The 21,113-nt window shown below is 36.1% G+C and carries 17 protein-coding genes; 6 read left to right on the top strand and 11 right to left on the bottom strand.

Going from position 1 to position 21,113, the window contains the following annotated elements:
- Window positions 1–175: 175 nt before the first annotated feature.
- The 3 genes from ASG21_RS19255 to ASG21_RS19245 are packed head-to-tail and all read right to left on the bottom strand — an operon-like array spanning window position 176 to window position 2,340.
- On the bottom strand, window positions 176–1,174 hold the full coding sequence (locus tag ASG21_RS19255; RefSeq protein ID WP_056084803.1) for an alpha/beta hydrolase: 999 nt from the start codon (window positions 1,172–1,174) through the stop codon (window positions 176–178).
- Window positions 1,175–1,196: 22 nt separating this feature from the next.
- Window positions 1,197–1,580 (bottom strand): DUF3037 domain-containing protein, encoded by a 384-nt coding sequence (locus ASG21_RS19250; RefSeq protein WP_056084679.1) that lies wholly within the window; start codon window positions 1,578–1,580, stop codon window positions 1,197–1,199.
- Window positions 1,567–2,340, bottom strand: coding sequence for a HipA family kinase (locus ASG21_RS19245; protein WP_056084676.1), 774 nt, complete (start codon window positions 2,338–2,340; stop codon window positions 1,567–1,569). Before ASG21_RS19245 ends, ASG21_RS19250 begins: the two co-directional genes overlap by 14 nt.
- 171 nt (window positions 2,341–2,511) lie before the next feature.
- On the opposite strand from ASG21_RS19245, the gene ASG21_RS19240 reads away from it, so the two are divergent.
- On the top strand, window positions 2,512–3,369 hold the full coding sequence (locus ASG21_RS19240; protein ID WP_056084673.1) for an alpha/beta fold hydrolase: 858 nt from the start codon (window positions 2,512–2,514) through the stop codon (window positions 3,367–3,369).
- Between the two features lie 180 nt (window positions 3,370–3,549).
- Here the strand turns inward: ASG21_RS19240 and ASG21_RS19235 are convergent, their stop codons facing one another.
- Window positions 3,550–3,879 (bottom strand): 2Fe-2S iron-sulfur cluster-binding protein, encoded by a 330-nt coding sequence (locus tag ASG21_RS19235; protein WP_056084670.1) that lies wholly within the window; start codon window positions 3,877–3,879, stop codon window positions 3,550–3,552.
- 12 nt (window positions 3,880–3,891) lie between these two features.
- Window positions 3,892–4,947: an NAD(P)/FAD-dependent oxidoreductase gene (locus tag ASG21_RS19230; protein WP_056084667.1), complete on the bottom strand. Its 1,056-nt coding sequence runs from the start codon at window positions 4,945–4,947 to the stop codon at window positions 3,892–3,894.
- 151 nt (window positions 4,948–5,098) lie between these two features.
- Between ASG21_RS19230 and ASG21_RS19225 the strand changes: the two genes are divergently transcribed.
- Window positions 5,099–5,866: a DUF3108 domain-containing protein gene (locus ASG21_RS19225; protein WP_056084664.1), complete on the top strand. Its 768-nt coding sequence runs from the start codon at window positions 5,099–5,101 to the stop codon at window positions 5,864–5,866.
- 759 nt (window positions 5,867–6,625) lie between these two features.
- Here ASG21_RS19225 and ASG21_RS19220 read toward each other — a convergent pair.
- From ASG21_RS19220 to ASG21_RS19205, 4 genes are all read right to left on the bottom strand, one after another.
- A complete protein-coding gene (locus tag ASG21_RS19220) occupies window positions 6,626–7,261 on the bottom strand; it encodes a response regulator transcription factor (protein WP_056084661.1) in 636 nt (211 codons plus the stop codon).
- Complete coding sequence (locus ASG21_RS19215; protein ID WP_056084658.1) at window positions 7,248–8,996, bottom strand: HAMP domain-containing sensor histidine kinase; 1,749 nt, start codon at window positions 8,994–8,996, stop codon at window positions 7,248–7,250. The genes ASG21_RS19220 and ASG21_RS19215 overlap by 14 nt, the downstream gene beginning before the upstream one ends.
- Window positions 8,997–9,220: 224 nt before the next feature.
- Window positions 9,221–10,231, bottom strand: coding sequence for a phenylalanine--tRNA ligase subunit alpha (pheS, locus tag ASG21_RS19210; protein WP_056084655.1), 1,011 nt, complete (start codon window positions 10,229–10,231; stop codon window positions 9,221–9,223).
- 125 nt (window positions 10,232–10,356) lie between these two features.
- Window positions 10,357–11,013, bottom strand: coding sequence for a YceI family protein (locus ASG21_RS19205; protein WP_056084652.1), 657 nt, complete (start codon window positions 11,011–11,013; stop codon window positions 10,357–10,359).
- A gap of 148 nt (window positions 11,014–11,161) precedes the next feature.
- Here ASG21_RS19205 and ASG21_RS19200 point away from each other — a divergent pair, with 148 nt between their 5' ends.
- Window positions 11,162–12,097, top strand: a complete 936-nt coding sequence (locus ASG21_RS19200; protein ID WP_056084650.1) for an ABC transporter ATP-binding protein — start codon at window positions 11,162–11,164, stop codon at window positions 12,095–12,097.
- 607 nt (window positions 12,098–12,704) lie between these two features.
- Here ASG21_RS19200 and ASG21_RS19190 read toward each other — a convergent pair.
- Complete coding sequence (locus ASG21_RS19190; RefSeq protein ID WP_056084647.1) at window positions 12,705–13,037, bottom strand: zinc ribbon domain-containing protein YjdM; 333 nt, start codon at window positions 13,035–13,037, stop codon at window positions 12,705–12,707.
- A 207-nt stretch (window positions 13,038–13,244) separates the two neighbouring features.
- On the opposite strand from ASG21_RS19190, the gene ASG21_RS19185 reads away from it, so the two are divergent.
- The gene (locus tag ASG21_RS19185; RefSeq protein ID WP_056084645.1) at window positions 13,245–14,450 is read left to right on the top strand and encodes a methyltransferase domain-containing protein; all 1,206 of its coding nucleotides are present in this window, start codon (window positions 13,245–13,247) and stop codon (window positions 14,448–14,450) included.
- Window positions 14,451–14,523: 73 nt separating this feature from the next.
- Here the strand turns inward: ASG21_RS19185 and ASG21_RS19180 are convergent, their stop codons facing one another.
- On the bottom strand, window positions 14,524–16,896 hold the full coding sequence (locus tag ASG21_RS19180) for a TonB-dependent receptor (protein WP_056084642.1): 2,373 nt from the start codon (window positions 16,894–16,896) through the stop codon (window positions 14,524–14,526).
- Between the two features lie 533 nt (window positions 16,897–17,429).
- On the opposite strand from ASG21_RS19180, the gene ASG21_RS19175 reads away from it, so the two are divergent.
- On the top strand, window positions 17,430–19,094 hold the full coding sequence (locus ASG21_RS19175; RefSeq protein ID WP_056084639.1) for a GLPGLI family protein: 1,665 nt from the start codon (window positions 17,430–17,432) through the stop codon (window positions 19,092–19,094).
- A 323-nt stretch (window positions 19,095–19,417) separates the two neighbouring features.
- A complete protein-coding gene (asnB, locus tag ASG21_RS19170; RefSeq protein ID WP_056084636.1) occupies window positions 19,418–21,088 on the top strand; it encodes an asparagine synthase B in 1,671 nt (556 codons plus the stop codon).
- Window positions 21,089–21,113: the final 25 nt, after the last annotated feature.

Here is a 21,113-nt window from a genome sequence, read left to right as displayed (position 1 = left end):
TTTGGCCAAGGTACTTATTTTCTATATAAAACGAATCAATATGTATAGCAATTTAGCAAAGTTATATATTAAATTGAGCGATGTTTATATTAAATTAATGATTTACAGATATTTAAATTATTGCTTCTTTTTGAAAAATACAGTTTTATAATCCTGAAATCACTGATGTGTAATTTTACTTTTTTTGAGATACCATAAAATCCACCATCACAGTATTTAGCTCTTCTTGATAAGTTTTGTCGGTATCTTTAAAACCGTGATTTCCTTTTTTGACCACAATCAATTGATGCATTGTATCAGTTTTATTCAACATTTTATTCAGCCGTTTTGAATGTCTGATGGGTGCGATCTTATCTTTATCGCCGTGAAGTATTAGTGTAGGAACGGTATTTTGAGTGTAATTTAGCGGTGAAATTGTTTTACAGAACTCAATCACTTTTCTTCTTTCGGTGTTAACGTCATAACCCGTCATTCCTTTTGCAATTTTTGTTCTGATGTCGATGATTTTTTTTGAAATTAAACCAACGATAAATAATAAAGGTTTGGGAGCTCTGGTGTGAAGAAGTCTGTTCATATCAGTCGGTCCGAAATTGTCAATAACATAGTTTACTCTGCCGGAATATTTCGAAAGCTCCTGATCTCCCACAAATTCACTGTCAGGCGTGTATGCTGAAAGAAGTGATAGGTGAGCACCCGCAGAAACGCCCCAATAGCCGATGTTTTCTCCATCAAATCCATACTGATCTGCATTTTTTCTTACCCATCTCACCGCATCTTTAGAATCTTCAATCGGTCCCGGAAAATGCACATCATCACTCACCAAACGGTAATTGACACTTAAAACTGCAAAGTTTTTATCTGTCAGTTTTAAAATCGTCTGCTCGATATAGTTATCGGGAGCTATAACTTTATCTCCCAATGCCCACGCGCCGCCATGCAGAAAAATAACAACCGGTAGTTTTTCCCTCGCGGAATTTTTCGGTCTGTACATATCCAGTTTCAGATCTTTACCCTGACCGTCTTTTTTGTAAGTAATATTTTCGGTGACGGCAGTTTTTTCCTGAAGTAAAGGACTCTTTTTGGTTTGTGAAAAAAGGGATGCTGAAAAAAAGAAAATAAAAAACAGGTTTATAAAAAACCTGCTGATATTTGTATTGCTGATGGATGAATTCATAGAGTACATTTGATGAGGTGTGTTATTTTACCAACTCCTCAAAAAGTTTACCAAAAGTCTTTTCTAAATCTTTAGATTTTCCCGGATGAGGTCTTGAAGTCTGCACTACAGCACTTCTCACGGCTGTCAGCCAACGGAATCTGTCCGGAATTTCCAACAGTGCAATCGGGCCACCATCTTTTTTTCCTTCCGCAATATTTTTAAAACTTTCCAGATTGTTGATGATGTCGTCGTAATCCAGTTTGCTTTTAATCAGTTTGAATTTATCGGGACACAAATAAAACTCCACTTTAATAAATTTTTCTCTTTTCGAAAACATCACCAGTCCGATGTTGAAAAATTCTTCTCTCTCAACCTTGGGCACCAGGCGTATAACGGCGTATTCGTATATTTTATCCTCTTGCATTTTTGGCTTCGTTTACAAAGATTTGAGAATTTTCAAGACGTGTTTTCAGGAAGTTAAAATACACTTCACGTATTTCATCCGGACTTTCTTCAGCATCATTCCAGTGCAGCCAATCCTGCGGAATCAGATTTACAATTTCTCTGAAAATATTTTCATTCAAAACTTCATGTGCAAACTTTTCAGCCTCATCCAATTGTGTTGCTTGTGGAAGCAGAACGTGATCTTTCACATATTTAAACGGCGTTTTTGCCGCAGTATCAAAATTCTGCCATGAATGATGGAAATAGAATGAAGCACCATTATCGATCACCCACAATTCCTTATGCCACATCAGAAGATTGGTATTCTTAAAAGTACGGTCGATATTGGTAATAAATGCATCGAGCCAGACAATTTTTGAAGCTAAAAGAGGATCAACTTTTATACCTGAATCAAAAGCAATGGATTCTGATAAATAATGTAAGCCTAAATTTAAACCTTCAGAATTCTTCAGTAAATCCTGAATTTCTTCATCAGCTTCTGTTCTTCCGAAATCGACATCAAGGTTGGCAAAAACAAGCTCAGGGATTTTTAAACCTAGAGCTTCCGTAATCTTTCCACCAAGGAGTTCAGAAATCAACATTTTCACACCGTGACCGGCACCACGGAATTTCAAAACATACTTAAAATCATCATCAGCCTCTGCCAAAGCAGGAAGCGAACCACCTTCCCGAAGCGGAAGAATGTAACGCTGCACGGTAACCGTTCTTAAATCCAACATAACGCAAAAATAAGGTTTTCCTTTGTGTTTAATTCTATTTGTGCTATTTTTAGGTTTAAAATTTGTTTAATTTAAAATCTTTTTCACAAAGAATCAATTGATTCGGCAGTTTAAAATTAGTTTAAAAAACGGTGTGATCAGCTGAATCTGACGAAATTAAAATTAAAAATAATGAAAGTTACAGTACAGAAAAATACAGTCATTTCCAATCCTGAAACCAGAAATTTCCTTGCCGATGCCTATTATCCGGAAACAGAAACCAAACTTCCTCTTGTGATCTTCGTACACGGTTACAAAGGCTACAAAGACTGGGGCGCATGGAATCTGATGGCGGAAAGGTTTGCACAGGCCGGATTTTATTTCGTTAAATTCAATTTTTCCCACAACGGAACAACCGTAGAAAACCCGCATGATTTCGACGATTTGGAAGCTTTTGGAAACAATAATTATTCAAAAGAACTTTCAGATCTTAATGTTGTAATCAATCATTTTTCAAACGAACCTCAGGTAGACAAAAATAAAATTGTTCTCATCGGTCACAGCCGTGGTGGCGGAATTTCAATTATTAAAACCGCTGAAGACATCAGAATTCATGGTTTAATAACACTGGCAAGTGTAGATTCTCTGGAAAGATTCCCGAAGGATAACGCATTTGAAAACTGGAAAAAAGAAGGTGTATATTTCATAGAAAACGGCAGAACCAAACAGCAAATGCCGCATTATTACCAGTTCTTCGAAGATTTTGAAAACAATTTTCACCGTTTTGATGTTGAGAGATGTATGGAAATGGCCAAGGCACATGTCCTGGTTGTTCATGGTACCGACGACGAATCTGTATCTTCAAAAAATTCAGACCATCTGCATCTTTTAAACCCCAACTCTGAACTTTTTCTGGTTGAAAACGCAAACCATACTTTTTACGCAAAAGAACCGTGGAAAGAAGATTTTATGCCGTACGAACTTTCACTGGTCACAGAAAAATGTATTGATTTTTTGAATGAAAAAATTGTGAATGAAGATTTTGAATAAATTACTTCAGCGCCTGTTTTAAGTTAATGGCAAATCAGGAGTCATTCGTTTGGAAACTGGATTATTATTTAGCAATGAAATTTTCATTTTTTTAGCGTCTATGCATTCAATTAAATAAAGACAAAACAAAACTCCCAAAGAAAAAATCTTCGGGAGTTTTTATATGATTTAAATAAAATTTTAAGGATAAGGCGCAATTGCCACTTCAAGACCTTCCATTTCCATAGACATGTGCAATTGGCAACCCAATCTGCTGTTGCTTTCAACGTGATAAGCTTCACCCAACATCGCATCTTCTTCATCACCCATTGGTTCCAGCCCCGGATCGTTGATTACGTAAACCTGACATGAAGCACACATTGCCATTCCTCCGCAAACACCTATGGTTCCTTCCTCCGCCAATTCATACGAACGGATAATTTCCATCAGGTTCATCGACATATCTGTGGGTGCAACAATCTCGTGTGTAACACCTTCCCTATCGGTAATTTTAATATTAATATCTGACATAATTCCGCAAAATTAGTCAATTTTTTTCACAACCGCTTTCTCTGCTTCTTTTCTTGAACCGTCGAAACCGTCCACTCCGCTTACAGTAGTATATTTTAAAACGAATTTCTTACCAGGATTCAGTCTGTTGTAAACACTCTGACACATTAAAGTTGCTTCGTGGAAACCGCAAAGAATCAATTTCAGTTTCCCAGGATATGTGTTGATATCACCAATCGCATAAATTCCTTCGATGTTGGTCTGATAGTCTAATGCATTATTTACGACAATCGCATTTTTCTCAATATTTAAACCCCACTGAGCAATTTCGCCCAGTTTCGGCGTTAAACCGAATAATGGAATAAAATAATCTGTTTCGATGTCAAAAGGTTCCTGTCCGTCAACAGCAACTGTGATCGCTTCAACTTTTCCGTCACCTTTAATTGCGGTAACTTCAGCTGGAGTAATCAATTTAATTTTACCCTGATTCTTCAAATCCTGAACTTTCTCTACAGAATCCAAAGCACCGCGGAATTCATTTCTTCTGTGAATCAAAGTTACTTCACTTGCAACATTTGATAAGAAAACGCTCCAGTCAAGTGCAGAATCTCCACCTCCGGCAATTACTACTTTTTTGTTTCTGAAATGCTCAGGTTCTTTTACGAAATATTCAAGACCTTTTTCTTCATAATCTGCAACATTATCCATCGTAGGTTTTCTGGGCTCAAAAGTTCCCAATCCGCCGGCAATGGCAATTGCTTTACATCTGTGAACAGTTCCTTTGTTGGTAATTACTTCAAACCATTCGTCATCAACTTTCGTATATGAAATTGCTGTTTCACCCAAAGTAAAACCCGGCTGAAACTGCTTGATCTGCTCCATTAAATTATCAACCAGTTCACCTGCATTTACAGATGGATAACCCGGAATATCGAAAATAGGTTTTTTAGGATAAAGCTCTGCCAACTGACCGCCCGGCTGAGGAAGTGCATCGATGATGTGACATTTCATTTTTAGCAAACCAGCTTCAAAAACGGCAAAAAGCCCTGTTGGACCTGCTCCTATGATCAATATATCTGTAGTTATCATACGTAATAATTTTAAAGAAAATAATTAGATGCAAAAATACAAATTTTAATGCGAAGCATATTTAATTAAGTCTAAATAAAAAACTGAGATTTATCAAACACTCAGATACAAAGACCTTATCTTTGGCAATATTTTTGAACCTCTAAAGTTTATGAAAAAATTATTAAGCATTATTTCAATTTTTCTACTGAGTTTAACACAGGCTCAGCTCTCTAATATCGCTGATGGTGAATCTATTACACTCAGAATTCATTACGGATTTTTAACTGCCGGAAATGCCAATCTTACGACAAAAAAAGGCAATTTCCGTGGCGAACCTCACCTTTATGTGAGAGGAACAGGTTCTACCACAGGCGCTGTAAAAGCGTTTTTCAAAGTTGAAGATTTATATGAAAGTTATATCAATCTGAAAACTGAATTACCCACTTTTTATGTCAGAAATGTGAAAGAAGGCAGCTACAGACAGCATTTTGAAACCAATTTTAATCATTCGAACAATACATTGCTTTTAACAGATAAGAAAACTCCGGCCAACGGAACGAAAACAATAAAATCTGTAAAAGGGGTTCAGGATATGCTTTCGTGTTTTTATTATCTTAGAAGCAGAACTCCCAACGAACTTCGTACAGGTACAGTTATCAACATGAACGTATGGATTGATGATGAAATGTTTGCTTTTCAGCTGAAAGTGATGGGGACGGAAACTCTAAGTACTAAATTCGGTAAAATCAACTGTCTGAAAATTATTCCGTCTGTGAAAAGCGGCAGGGTATTTAAAGAGAAAGAAGGTGTGACGATGTGGGTGACCAATGACGCCAATCACATTCCTGTCCTTCTCAAAGCTGAGCTTGCTGTAGGATCTTTAAAAGCGAGTCTGGACAATTATAAAAATGTAAAATATCCATTAAAGTTTAATTAAACTTCAGGTCAATAAAGTACAAAAGCCTTCAGAAAATTTCTGAGGGCTTTTGATTTATAAAAACTAAACTAAACTGTCGCGGTAAGAAACTGAAACTACTAATAAAACTTTTAAATTCTTAACCTTCAAAAGCACCTGCCTGCAGGATAAAACCTGCAAACAGACTACTTTGATTGGTTAATCAATTGTGTTTATTTATATAGTTTGTGTTTTTTTCTAAAAAAATTAAGTATCAAAACGCAGAGCCTTGCGGCTCTGCTGGTATGATACTAGGTGTTTCATCATTTGTGTCTATTCACACCAAATCAAAAATTAATATATGAAATAATTTTCTCTACGCCCTGTACTCACCGATAAGATGTGTTTTGTAATTTAAAACATGCAAATCACTTAATCTTATCAGGAAACCTTATGTTTACCTAGTTTGTATGAGCACTTTTCTTATGACAAAGATAGGACGGATTGAAGGTATGAATCAAAAAAAACTTGTAGATATTTATCGCAACACTTGTAGATTTTTTTCTACAAACCGCTCAGTGATTTCACGGTATTTTTATGATAAGGTAATTTTGGAATTAATTTAAGAAAGAAATCGTGATATTATTCAACCGTGAAAAGACTGATCTAATTTAAAATACTTCAACAGTAATAGAACCGACGGAGAAATACCCATTTCTGAAATCAAAGAAAAATTAATGATAAGAAAATGACATTTTCAGATCAAAAGGCAAATCGATATCAAAACAAAGTGAATAAATGTCAATATTTTTTCAGAAGAGCAGCGAGTTCCACAAGGCTGTCTATACCCAGTTTTTCGAAGACTCTTTTTTTCATGGTGCTTACGCTGTTTTGCTTTAATCCAAGTGCATTGGCAATCTCCAGATTGCCCATTCCATCCGCATACATCTGTACCACTTCGAACTCTCTTTTTGTAAGTTTTTCCAAAGGATTCTGATGACTGCTATTCTGCAGAGAATTCAGAAGCAACCCCTGGGTAACCGATGAAATATAGCGTCCCTCCACAATCACTTTCATCAAGGCATTTTTTATATCCTCCTCCTCGCTTACCTTGGTGAGAAAACCGTTGACTCCGGCGTTGAGAAATCTCAAAGCATAATCACTCTCTTCAAGACCGGAAAAAACCAATATTTTCAGTTCAGGATATTTCGTTTTCAGTTCGGGAATAATTTCCAGACTGTTGCCATCCGGAAATGCAGCATCGATCACAAGCACATCGATATTATTTTCTGCTGTGCAAGACAAAACCTTCTGTAGCGTAGAAGCGTGTAAGATATCTCCTTCAAAACCCAGATCTTCAATAAGAATTTCGACACCCTGCCTTATCAGACTGTGATCGTCTGCCAAAAGAAAGGTTATATTTTTATATTCTGTCATTTTTCAAATCTAAATTTAGAGAAAATTCTACTCTGGTTCCCACATTTTTTTCACTTTCCACTTTAATATCGCCGGAATACAGCTGCGCAAGCTCTCTGCAGAGACTTAAGCCAAGACCTGCACCGAGATTTTCCACCTTATCTGAAATCACCCCCTGATAGTACGGCTCAAATATTTTCTCAAGGTCAGATGAAGAAATTCCAACGCCCGTGTCTGTGATTACGGTGTTTAAGGTGACCGTATTTTCATCTTTTCTGAAAGCTTTTGTCACCACTTTTATTTCGCCATTTTCTGTGAACTTGTTGGCATTCCCCAAAATATTCATGAAAATCTGATTGATTTTATTATTATCTGAATAGACCTGCAGACCGGCATCAATATCCTGCTCAACGACAAAACGGTTATCGCGGGTTTCGATATAAGGCTGAACGGAATTTAAAATTGCATCAATCTCATTCTTTAAATTAAACTCCACAGGAATCAATTTATTTTCCGCCTGCTGATTTTTTGTATAATCTAAAATCTGATTGGCCTGAATCAGCAAGGTATTATTGGTAAAACTTATCGACTTCAAATACTCCTGAATACTTTCATCAGTGGTTTTCTTTTTAATTCTTCTGATGAAAATATCCATAATTTTAAGGGGCGAGCGCAATTCGTGGCTCAGCATTCCTAAAATTCTGTTTCTGAAATTTAGATTTTCTGTAATCTGAAGATTGGCTTTATTTAATTTTTTCTCGTACACAAAGGCAATTCTCGTAAGTATCATAATCAAAACAGATACGATAAACATTAAAATCATAGATCCGAACACGAGATATTTTCTGATCTCATTGTTTTTAGCCTTCTGATTTTCATATTCTTTCTCCAAATCAGATTTTGAAGACTTGACGGCCGTTTCATACACATTCATCAGACCGTTGCTGTACACAAAAAGATCATTGAATACGTTATAAAAACTGTCGTTTCCAACCTGATTGTCTTTTACCCTGATCTTGATTCTGTTATTTTCTACAGTATAATGGTTGTTTACCTCTTTGATGATTCGGTCGAAATCTGCTTTGATGCTTTTCGCACTTGGCATTACACCTTCCTTAACGGTAATGACCACACTGTCTTTTTCGCGCTGGCCTTTCCCTGAAATTGCTTCGCCAAGCCTTCCAAACAGACCTTTTTTCTTAATTGTATCGCTGTAAACCTTAGTATCCAACACCACATTGAATTTCTCAAAATCGTAGTTGAGATTGTATTTTTTAAAATCCGGTAACGCATTCAGCTGACTGCGATCCATTTCAGAAGTGTACTTCTGAGTGGAATCAATCATTTTTTTTAAAACCTTTTCTGTAGTGACACTCGCTTTGGGAGCTGCTGTCAACTCTTTTATTTTCGGAAATTTATTTTCGTAACGGTTGATATTGGCTAAATTACTGTCCAAAGATTTTAGTGAAGCAAAATAAGATTCCAGAAAATTTTCGTCTTTGGTAGACATAAATTTCTGAAGAAAACCCTGTGCATTCAGAATCTCCTTTCTGGACTGGTCTGTAAGGTTTTCAAGCGCATGAATTTCCTCAAGTTGTTTTTGAACGAAGGTGAGTTTTTTGTCCTTTACAAATTCATTGTAAAAAAATGCAGCAATAATAAGCTGGATAAAAAGAATGCAAAAAATCAAAGAGTAGTGTACGAGCTTTCTGTATCGGAAACCATAAGGTTCTGAAATAATTTTATCATTTTTCATACTCAGTCGTTAGCGTTTAGTTTATGTGTTTTTAGTGAAAAATAAAAATAAAAGACCGCAAATTTACATTTAATTATAAAACTTCATCTCTGTTTTAGGTAAAACGGCGAAGTTTATTCTAAATCTAAATAGAACGGAATTTACTGAATTATCACATTTGCAAGAGTAATTTACAAAAAAATCCTGTGAAAAATCACAGGATTCAATATTTATTTATGTTAAAATTACAAAGTCTTAAACTGTTCTAAAGTTCTGATGTCGTTTTCGAAGAACATTCTGATGTCACTCATTTGGTAAAGAAGCATCACAATTCTCTCAATTCCCATCCCGAAAGCATAACCAGAATACTTCTCAGAATCGATGTTTACATTTTTAAGAACAGCAGGATCTACCATACCGCAACCCATGATTTCAAGCCATCCTGTACCTTTTGTAATTCGGTAATCTGTTTCAGAATTTAAACCCCAATACACATCAATTTCCGCACTCGGTTCGGTGAAAGGGAAGTATGAAGGTCTTAATCTGATTTTGGATTTTCCGAAAAGTTCAGTGGTGAAGAATTGAATTGTCTGTTTTAAATCTGCAAAACTTACATTCTCATCGATATACAAACCTTCAATCTGATGGAAAATACAGTGCGAACGTGAAGAAACCGCTTCATTTCTGAACACTCTTCCCGGAGAAAGAATTCTGATCGGTGGCTGATTTTCTTCCATATATCTGATCTGAACGGATGACGTGTGCGTTCTCAACAAAATATCAGGATTCTGCTCAATGAAAAAAGTATCCTGCATGTCTCTCGCAGGATGGTATTCCGGAAGATTCAAAGCTGTAAAATTGTGCCAGTCGTCTTCAATTTCAGGTCCGTCTGCCACAGCAAAACCAATCGATTTAAAGATTTCGATAATTCTGTGTTTTACTAAATTAATAGGATGTCTTGAACCCAAATCCAGAGGAAAGGCAGGCTTCGTTAAATCATCTTTTTCAAGAATAAGTGAAGATGCAGAAGCATTTTTAAGATCTTCCAGCTTTAGAGCTACAGCCTGTTTCAGTGTATTGATTTTCTGTCCGAATTCTTTTTTCTGATCATTGGGAACTTCTTTGAATTTTTCAAAAAAATCATTTAAAATCCCTTTTTTCCCACTGTATCTGATACGGAAGTTTTCGATCTCCTCCTTCGAAGTAGAACTGAAACCGTTTACTTCCACCAAAAGCTCTTCTATCTTTTCTATCATTATATTACCCTTTCAAAAAATGTTTCTGCAAAAATACGGTTTTCAGTTTAAAAAACGTTTTCAATTTATCATAAAAAAATCTGTTTCGGTTGAAACAGATCAGTATACTTTATATAATTAAAAATTTATTTCTGCTCCATGCCTTTCACGCGAATCTGCAGCGTAACTTCATTTTTAATCACGCCATTAGCTGCAGGCGACTGAAATTTCACACCAAATTCTTCTCTCATAATATCTTTAGGTTCTGTAGCAATGCTGACTTCATTTCCATTCACCGAAACATTTGCTTTAAACTGCACTGGTTTTGAAATTCCTTTGATCACCAAATTCCCGTCTAATAAAGTGTTGTAATCGCCCTCGGCTGTAGGCGTTACTTTTGTAATTTCGTAAGAAGAAGTAGGGAATTTTTCAACTTCGAAAAAATCTGCACTTTTAAGATGACCGTTCAGTTTCTGCTGATCTTCTTTTTTGTCTTTTAAATCTTCAGAACTCAGTGAAGACATGTCTGCAACGAATTTTCCGCTTTCCAGTTTACCGTCTTTTATAGTCACGTCTCCGCTTTCAAATTTGATATTCCCGAAATGACTTGTACTTTCTGATTTGAAAATCTTATAACCCTTCCACTCCACTCGGCTGTTTAGCGTATCCAAAACGAATTTTGCACCGTCTTTGGTGGTGATTACTTCATTGGATTCGCTGTTCAGCGGCTTCTCTTTACCGCATGAAACTGCTAATCCGCCGACGGTGAGGGAAATCATTAAAGGTAAAAGTATTTTTCTCATCTGTTTAAATATTTAATATAGAGTAAGATCCAACATTAAAAAACGACATTCTGATTGGTATGAATAATCGATATTGATCTTTTTAAATTTCGCAACGCTAAATTACTAAAAAAACGCAATTTTTTGGCAAAAACCTTACATTTGTGTTATGCTTTTGGAAATTAACAATCTCTATTTTTCATATTCTGAAGACCAGCCGCTTTTTCAGAATCTCAATCTGAAATTCGATGCCGGAAAAATAATTGCTCTTGCAGGTGAGAGCGGATGCGGAAAATCTACGCTTTTAAGCCTGATTTATGGACTTCATAACTGGCAAAGCGGCGAAATTATCTTCGACGGCAAAAAAACTTACGGACCGAAAGCCAACCTCGTTCCCGGTGAACCGGAAATGAAATATGTTGCTCAGAATTTCGATTTAATGCCTTATGCAACGGTTGCTGAAAATGTAGGTAAGTTTCTTTCAAATATTAATCTTGCAAAGAAAAAAGAAACAGTCACCGAACTTCTGGAAGTTGTCGGATTGACAGAATTTGCCAATATTTTACCTAAATATCTGAGTGGCGGACAACAGCAAAGAGTTGCGATTGCGAGAGCACTTTCGGTTTTACCTAAACTTCTGGTGCTTGACGAACCCTTTTCCAATCTTGATTTTTCGAGGAAAATTGAGTTGAGAGAAAGACTTTTTAAATATGTAAAACAAAATAATATTTCGCTGATTATTTCTACCCATGAAATTCAGGATGTGTTGCCCTGGCTGGACCAGATGGTTGTTCTGCAGAAAGGAAGGCTGATTCAGAATGACAGTCCGGAGGAAATTTTCAAAAATCCTTACAATGAATATGTTGCAAAACTTTTCGGAGAGGTGAATATTTTTAATGAAAAAGAACGTGAAGAATTTAAACTTCAAAAATTTTCTTACGACCCGCGGGCAATAAAAATTTCCGAGGAAGGCTTTGAAGCGGTAGTCCTTGAAAGCCGTTTTGCAGGAAGCTATTACTGGAACAAAGTCATTTCAAAAAACAAGGAAATTATTGTTTACACGGAAGAAAAAACCGAGGGATCTGTTAACATCAATTTCATTTAAACCTCAGCAAAGCAATTACTTAATGTTAAGATGTGGATAAATAAAAATGATGCATGATTGTAATTCTGTTATCTTAGCAGTCCACAACTTAAGGAAATTCTTGGTTAATTCTCTTTCTGCCTTCCAGACCAAAATTAGCGTTCAGCAATCAGGTCTTTGAAAGATTACACTGTCCAATTCTTTCCTTTTTTTATTTGTCGTAAATTTTGATATCTAAACCCTACAATTTGAGCAGAAATAAACACAATTAAGAGACAAACTATTTCTAAAGAAAATGCCCTATCCAAAACAGAATAGACGAGCATCATCAGAACAATCAATGTAGAATTTGTAATTAGAACCGGTAAAAAACCCTTTCTTTTCATGATGAAAAAAAGAACGTTTTCTAAAACTGCTGTGTAAAAAAACAAGCCTGCAAAAATCATAAAGATCCCGAAACCCGCCAACAGGATTTCTTCACTCGTTTCAGTATTAAATGCACTGAACATCATCCAGCAAAATAAAAATCCGGCTCCGGAAGCCATTATATTCCTTAGAATATTATTTAAATAAATTTTATTTGAGAGCGTATTTGTTTTTTCCATATCTACGAGTGCAACTTCAAAAACTACGCCCTCTTTACAAATTCAGATTTCAAAGCCATTGAACCAAAACCATCAATTTTACAGTCTATATTATGGTCGCTGTCGGGTCTTAAACGAATATTTTTAACTTTAGTTCCAGCTTTCACAGGTTTCGGAGCGCCTTTTACAGGTAAATCTTTTACTACAACAACAGAATCGCCATCTTTCAGTTCATTTCCGTTGGCATCAAGAATTTTATCAGAATCATCAGTTTCTGCAGGATTCCACTCGTTAAAACATTGGGAACAAACCATTAAATCGTCCTGTTCGTAAGTAAATTCAGACTGACATTTCGGGCATACAACCGCGTCGCTCATTTTTTTTAATTTTTGCAAAGGTAAGGTTTTGGGTTGGATGACGGAAGCTGAAAGTTGGATGATGGATGTTGGATGATGTAAAAAGATATTTTTTCGGCAAATGAAAATTTCAAATCTCAAACATCAAATTTCAAATTCAGAAACTGAATTCAGAATCTCAAATTTAAAAGTTGTATTTTTGCAGATTCAAACAGCTTACAGCAATTTATGGAATTAATTCACAGAAACCTGGCGATCGGTATTCACGATGCTTTGCAGGAAACTTTTTTCGAAAAAAACAAATACGCAGATAAAGTAATAGAAAGACTTCTGAAATCCCACAGACAATGGGGAAGTCAGGATAGAGCCGTTGTTTCTGAGATTTTCTATAATATCATCCGCTGGAAAAAACGCCTTGAATATTACATGGGCGAAGGTGTAAAACCTAATAATATCTACAAATTAATCATCGCATATCTTCTCTGGAGCAAAACCAATTACAAGAGATTTGAAGAATTTGAAGGCATCAAAATCGCTGACATCACTACAAAACTTAAAAAAGGAACTGTTCCTACCAAAGCGATAGAACATTCAATTCCTGAATGGCTTGTTGAAACTCTGGAAAGAGAATTAGGTGAAAAATGGGAAAAGGAAATGATTGCCCTGAACGAAAAAGCACCTACTGTTTTGCGAGCCAATTCTTTAAGAACAACACCGAGAGAACTTATTTCTGATCTTTCCGATGAAAATGTGGTTGCTTACCCAATCAGAAATTATCCTGATGCTGTGCAGCTTGAGGAGAAAAAAAATGTGTTCCTGACAACCGCTTTTAAAGAAGGTTTATTTGAGGTTCAGGATGCTTCTTCACAAAAAATCGGTTATTTTCTTGATGTAAAAGAAGGTCAGAGAGTAGTTGATGCCTGCGCCGGAGCTGGTGGAAAAACCCTTCACCTGGCTGCTCTGATGGCAAATAAAGGACAGATTATCGCACTGGATATTTTCGAGTGGAAACTTGCTGAACTGAAGCGCCGTGCAAAAAGAGCCGGAGCCCACAACATCGAAACTAGAGTAATTAGCGATACAAAAGTAATCAAACGTCTTCACGATAAGGTAGACAGACTTTTGATCGATGCACCATGTTCCGGTTTGGGAGTTTTAAAGAGAAACCCGGACAGCAAATGGAAAATCGATCAGGATTTTATCGACAGAATCAAGAAAGAGCAACAGCAGATTATGCAGGATTACTCTAAAATGCTGAAGAAAGGTGGAAAAATGGTTTACGCAACCTGTTCTATCCTACCTTCTGAAAACAATTTACAGGTTGAAGAGTTTGTGAAAAATAATCCAAATTTCAAATTGATAAAAGACGAAAAAGTAATGCCAAGCGAAGGCTACGATGGTTTTTACATGGCTCTAATTGAGAGAGTTTCCTAAACTAAAAATGCAGGGAAATTTAAATCTCATTTTAATAGAAAACGTAATCCGCTTCAAAATTGAAGCGGATTTTTTATTTAGCCCTGTTCTGCTCATCAAACTGAAGCTGCTTCGTCGCTCCTTTCACATCGTTATTTCCAAACTTGTAGTTTACGGACAAACTTAAATTCCTGCTGATTCCTTTAAAATAATACTGTGTGCTGAAATCCTGATAAAATTCCGTTCCTTTTTCTCTTTCGGTGTTCAGAATGTCATTCATCAGAAGGTTTAAGGTTAATTTTTTCTCAACTAAATTTAATTTTAAACCTGAATAGACCGATGCAACACCTTTGAAAGAAGTATTCCCCTCTTTGTATGGAATATTTCCCCAGGCACCGAGCATGAACGAAACCGTTTTTGATTTATTCAGGAAAAAAGTATTGTCAAAATTAAAATCAGAACCATAGCTTCCCGGCATCTGAACAGCATCGTCCACGAATGTTTTGGAGGTGACATAATAGGCATTCAGAAAAACGTTTGACTCCAGCCAGCTGAGTTTTGTATAATTGTAACTCAGGCTGACTCCGGTTTGGTTTTGATTGTAAAAATTGAAGATAATGGTGTACTTTATTCCATTATCAATTCTCTGCAGTCTGTCCCAGTCGTTTTTGCTGTAGTTATGAAAAGCTGTAAGCGTAAAATTATTCTTTAAAACATAACTGAATTCCACATTATCTGTAAATGACGGCCTTAAAAGAGGGTTTCCACTTGAATACTCAAAAGCCGAACTGATATATCTGAAAGGATTTAATTCTCTGAATGACGGGCGGTTAATTCTCTTTGAATAATTGATCGAAAAAGCATTGTTCTCATTTGGCTTATAGCTGATGTAAGCCGTCGGGAAAAATTTTCCGTAGTGACTTTTTGTAGTTAAATTTTCGTTGGGCGAAATTCCCGTAAGCTCAGTAAACTCATATCTCAAACCGGCCTTGGCACTCCATTTTTCTGATATTTCATAATTTCCGGAAGCATAAGCTGCATAATTATTTTCATCGTAAAAAAAATTATTGCTCTGGTTAAAGTTCATGGTTGGAATGCCGTTATTCAAATCATAATAATTAAAATAAGAATCATTTTTAATTTTGGTGAACTTCAGACCGGATTCAGTTTTCAGCTTTTTAAAATTCTTTTCCAAATCTGCCTGTCCGGAATAAATTCTATACTGATTAATTGGGTTGATATAGGTTGAAATCAATTGGTCCGCTTGTGTATTATAGTAATCATCGGCATTGGCATTATTCGAAATCAGATTTCCGGAGAGGCTCAGTTTACTTCCCGAACTGTCAATTTTCACGTCATAAAACAATGTCGCATAATGATTGTTTCTGTGGTTTAGTGCATACGCATCAGATGTAAATTCTCTTTCGCCCGCTTCATCTTTTATGCCTGATCTGTTTTTCACCGTCTCCACCGGATTGGCAAAAAAGTAGTTGTAACTCCCTCCTACCGTGCTCTTGTCCGTTATTTTATATTCGAGTTTTACATTTGCACTTTTGTTGCGGAGATTATTAAAAAAATAGCTGTCCGTATTCCAGTAACTGTTATTTCCTGTGCTGTACTCATATCCTTTCATTCGCCAGTAGAAATTTCCATCAGTAAAACCTGCAGACGCAGAAAGTTTTTTACCCTGATAATTTACGGTTGCTCCATACCTTTGGGAAACTGTAGGAACATTCCAATACACATTTTTCATACTTGCCTGCAGAGAAACATTCCAGCCGAGGCTTGTATTTTTTTTGAGAACAATATTGATGAGACCGCTTTTTCCCTGAGCTTCATATTTTGCGGGTGGCGTGGTAATCACTTCAATTTTCTGAATATCATCCGAACGCAAATTTTTTAAATAATTCACAAGTTCTTCACCCGAAACATTCAGTAATCTTTCATTAATCATCACGGCTACTCCACTTTTTCCTGCGATACTGATGCTTTTATCGGTAGTCCGCAGCATTGGAGTTTTTGCTAAAGCTTCCACCGCGTCCAGGCCTTGCGAGGCTATAGAATTTTCCACATTAAAGACCAATCGATCGACTTTACGTTCAATGATTTTCTTTTTCGCTGTCACTACAACGCCTTCGATTTTCTGCTCAGAAATTTTAGTTTTTTGTGAATCAGCATTAGCAATTTCTAAATTTTTAATTACATCGCCATCAACATTGATTTTATCAGAGAAAATCAGTTCGCCATCATTAAAAACCTCAAATGAATAGTCTCCTTTTTCTTTAAGCTGAACCTGAAAGTGACCCTTTTCATCAGAAATAGCTGAAAATTTTAACTGATTTTTTTTAAGAATAATTTCGGCGTAGGAAACCGGTTTTTTGTCTTGGAAAATAAGTGTTCCTTCAATGGTTTGTGAAAACATCAACGATGCGCAAAGCATCATCAACAGTACAAAAAATCTTTGCATTAAATTTGAGTTTGAAAGTAAGACAAGCCGGTTGGCTATTTTATTACATCAGCAAATTAAAGTCTTCACTCAATTTTCTGAAATTTCATTTTGTGTATATCATAAAAATAAAACATTATACCGACTGTAGATAACAAAATTGAGAAATGTACGTGTTTTCACATTTACGAGCTCCTTGATTTTGATATTATTTTTGTATGTATGTACGTTCATATAACGGCACAAACCCAGCAGTCACTTTGTCATTCCGGAGGAATCCCAACACTCTACAAATTAGCAGTTTAGATTCCTGCGGAATGACAAACATACTTATAAAAAGCACTTGATGATTGATAACGGATAACCAAATATTTTTATGTGCAAATAATAAATTTGAAAAAATCAAAAGAAGAATAAGAGAATATGACGGCTTTATAGATTTTAGTTTAATTTTAAAACGAAACTTTAGATTTTATATTTTAAAAAGTAAATCTACTGAAGTGAATTGAAATATTATACTTAAAAATTATCTTTGTAAAAACCATCAATACATCATGCAAAAATCAATTTTCTTAGTTTGCTTTTTATTCTTATCATTTTTAAATCATGCTCAGATTTATGAGATCGAATATGAAAGTTCCTACAACGGAAAAGTACAGTCCGATCAGCCTAAAACAGTAGCTTGGATAAGTGAAACCGAAAATTATATTCTCAATACAAATATTAAAAATCAGAAAACAGAGTATCCTTTTGAAATCAGTAAAATCGCAAAGCCAGACAACACTATTGTTTCCTACGGATTTTTGAATCAGAATAAAATTGTATCCACTTCAGATTCTGAATCCATCGCTAAACAGGAATTTGAAATGACTTCAGAAACCAAAAAAATTCTTGGTTACAACTGTAAAAAAGCAGTAACAAAAATCAATTCAAACACCATTGAAGTCTGGTACACCAACGATTTAAAACTTAAAGGAGGTCCATCAAGTCTCGGACAGAATTTAGGATTGGTTCTTCAAATCGAAAGAAACGGAAATTCAGCAACCACGGCAGTTTCCGTGAAAAAAATTAAAAAAACAGGCATCGAAAAAATTATCAGTAAAGAACCTTCAAAAACAGACCTTCTAAGTTACAGAGATTTGCTGTGGAGAAGCAGATTTACCACCATAAAAGTTTTTGAGAACGAAACCATCAATTTTTCTGAAGAATCGAAATCGAACGACAGCATAAAAAGATTTGCAAACGGAACGATAATTTTAAAGAAAGTAAAATTCCCAAAAATATCCGCAGGCGAAAACATTTTCGTTGAAGTAAAACAGCACTCCAACGGCGATGCCTACGACAGAACCGGAACCGTTTTTTATATCCCTGAAGACAAAAAACAAAGCTTTTTCGATGGACTTCAAAACGGAGTAAAAACACTTCCACTTTTCGAAAACGGCAACGGCAAACAATATTATGGAGTTACCGCAACAGAAAATTATCTTCCGGCTGTAGAAATGATGCGGTTTTTCACGTCTTTCGGCATTAATAAATTCAATCACATTCAGTTAAAAGATAAAAACTGGCAGACCATCAGCCCGTTCCGTCAGGATATTACCGAACTGAAACCGGCACTTTCCGAAAAAGAAATCTGGGTGGGAACATTCATAGGGAATTACGACAAAGGCGGTCATAAAGTGAGTTTAGACATTACGATCCACAAAAGTTCGCAGCAGGTTCACAAAAACAATATGGTGATTCCTGTATTCAGCACCATCAATATTATGGAAATGGCTGGTCAGGATTATGCTACCATGTTCAGCAGTGAAAAAGGCCTGGAGATGGAATTCACTCTTGATAGAGAAATTAAAAATATTACCATGCGGTACATAACAACCGGACACGGAGGATGGGAAAACGGTGATGAATTTATACCAAAAACGAATACAATTCTGGTGGATGGAAAACAGATTTTTTCATTCATTCCCTGGAGGTCAGAATGTGGATCTTACAGACTTTTCAATCCTGCATCCGGAAATTTTGCAGACGGACTTTCGTCATCTGATCTCAGCAGATCCAACTGGTGTCCCGGCACTGTAACGAATCCTCAATTCATTGAACTAGGAAATTTAAAAGCCGGTAAACACCGCATTCAGGTTAAGATTCCTCAAGGTGCTTCAGAAGGAAGCAGTTTCAGCGCCTGGAATATTTCGGCAGTACTTTTGGGTGAGGGCTAAAAAAACAAAACCTCCTTGCAATTGACTTGCAAGAAGGTAAAAACACAAATGATGAAAAAAAATTATTTCGGTTCAAAGTACGTGATTTTTTTTCATACCACCAATACCCAATTACCATTATTTTTAAAAAAATTAAAATTTTTATCCATTTTAAAGCTTTCAATGTTTCTTAATGAAAAATTTTAACCAAATGATTAAAAAACAATTGATAATATTAATTTAATTAACTGAAATAAATCTTTTAATTAAAAATATTAAGCAATTCATAATTTAACTTGATAAAATTTAATTATAATGATACTTTTGTTTTAAATAAATAAAATATGTGCGGAATTGTATGCCTGTTTGATGCTAAACAAAACACGGAAATCCTCAGACCACAGGTTCTGGAAATGTCAAAAAAGATTCGCCACCGCGGTCCGGACTGGAGCGGAGTGTTTCAAAGTGAAAAAGTTGTTTTCTCTCACGAAAGATTGGCAATTGTTGATCCTACTTCAGGAAAACAACCCCTGTTTTCGAAAGACGGAAATATAGTATTGGCAGTAAACGGAGAAATTTACAATCACAGAGAACTGAAAACCGAATTCCCTGATTACGAGTTCCAAACCGAGTCAGATTGTGAAGTCATCATCGCTCTTTATGAAAAATACGGTAAAGATTTTATTGAAAGACTCAACGGGATTTTTGCCTTTTCCTTATATGATATTAAAAACGACGTCTATCTTATTGCTAGAGATCACATGGGAATTTGCCCGCTCTATCAGGGCTGGGACAAAAACGGAAACTATTATGTGGCATCTGAGCTCAAAGCTTTGGAAGGTGTTTGCAAAACCATAGAAACTTTTCTTCCGGGTCATTATGTTTTCAGTCTTGAAGGCAGCGAACTTCAGCAGTGGTATCAGAGAGACTGGGTAGATTTTGATGCAGTGAAAGATAATACAACCGATATTGCAGCAATCAGAAAAAGTCTTGAGGAAGCCGTTCACAGACAGCTGATGAGCGACGTACCTTATGGTGTTTTACTTTCCGGAGGCTTAGATTCATCGATTATTTCTGCAGTTACCGCAAAATATGCAAGACAGAGAGTCGAAAGCGGCGATACTCAGGAAGCATGGTATCCGAGACTGCACAGTTTCGCAGTAGGATTGGTTGGCTCACCTGATTTGGAAGCTGCCAGAAAAGCTGCAGACCATATTGGAAGTGTTCATCACGAAGTTCATTTTACCGTTCAGGAAGGTATAGATGCAGTGAGAGATGTTATTTATCATCTGGAAACGTATGATGTAACGACGATCAGAGCTTCTACTCCAATGTATTTACTGGCAAGAGTAATTAAATCCATGGGAATAAAAATGGTTTTATCGGGTGAGGGTTCAGATGAACTTTTTGGTGGGTATTTGTATTTCCACAAAGCACCAAACGCAAAAGAATTCCACGATGAGACCGTGAGGAAATTAGGAAAACTTCATTTATATGACTGTTTGAGAGCCAATAAAGCGCTGATGAGCTGGGGAATTGAAGGTAGAGTTCCGTTTTTGGATAAAGAATTTATGGATGTTGCCATGAACGTAAATCCTGAAGACAAAATGATCAGAAAATCTGAAGGAAAAATTGAAAAATGGGTTCTCAGAAAAGCTTTCGAAGATCTTTTACCTGAATCTATCGCCTGGAGACAGAAAGAACAGTTCTCAGATGGCGTTGGCTATTCCTGGATTGATAATTTAAAAGAAATCGCTGAGAAATATGTAACGGATGAAATGATGACCAATGCGAAATTCAGATTTCCTCTGAACACTCCGCAAAACAAGGAAGAATACCGCTACAGAACTATTTTTGAAGAGCACTTCCCAAGTGAAACGGCTGCTGCAACGGTGCCATCGGTTCCTTCCGTAGCCTGCTCCACTCCCATCGCCTTGGAATGGGACGAGGCTTTCAAGAAAATGAACGACCCAAGCGGAAGAGCTGTGATCTCAGTACACGATGATTCCTATTAAATCTAAAACTTTTAAATGACTGATA

Origin of the sequence: Chryseobacterium sp. Leaf394, assembly GCF_001424105.1 — a bacterium.
Lineage (GTDB): Bacteria > Bacteroidota > Bacteroidia > Flavobacteriales > Weeksellaceae > Chryseobacterium.
Note: the sequence above shows the minus strand (reverse complement) of the source record. Positions and strands in the feature narration are given on the sequence as shown.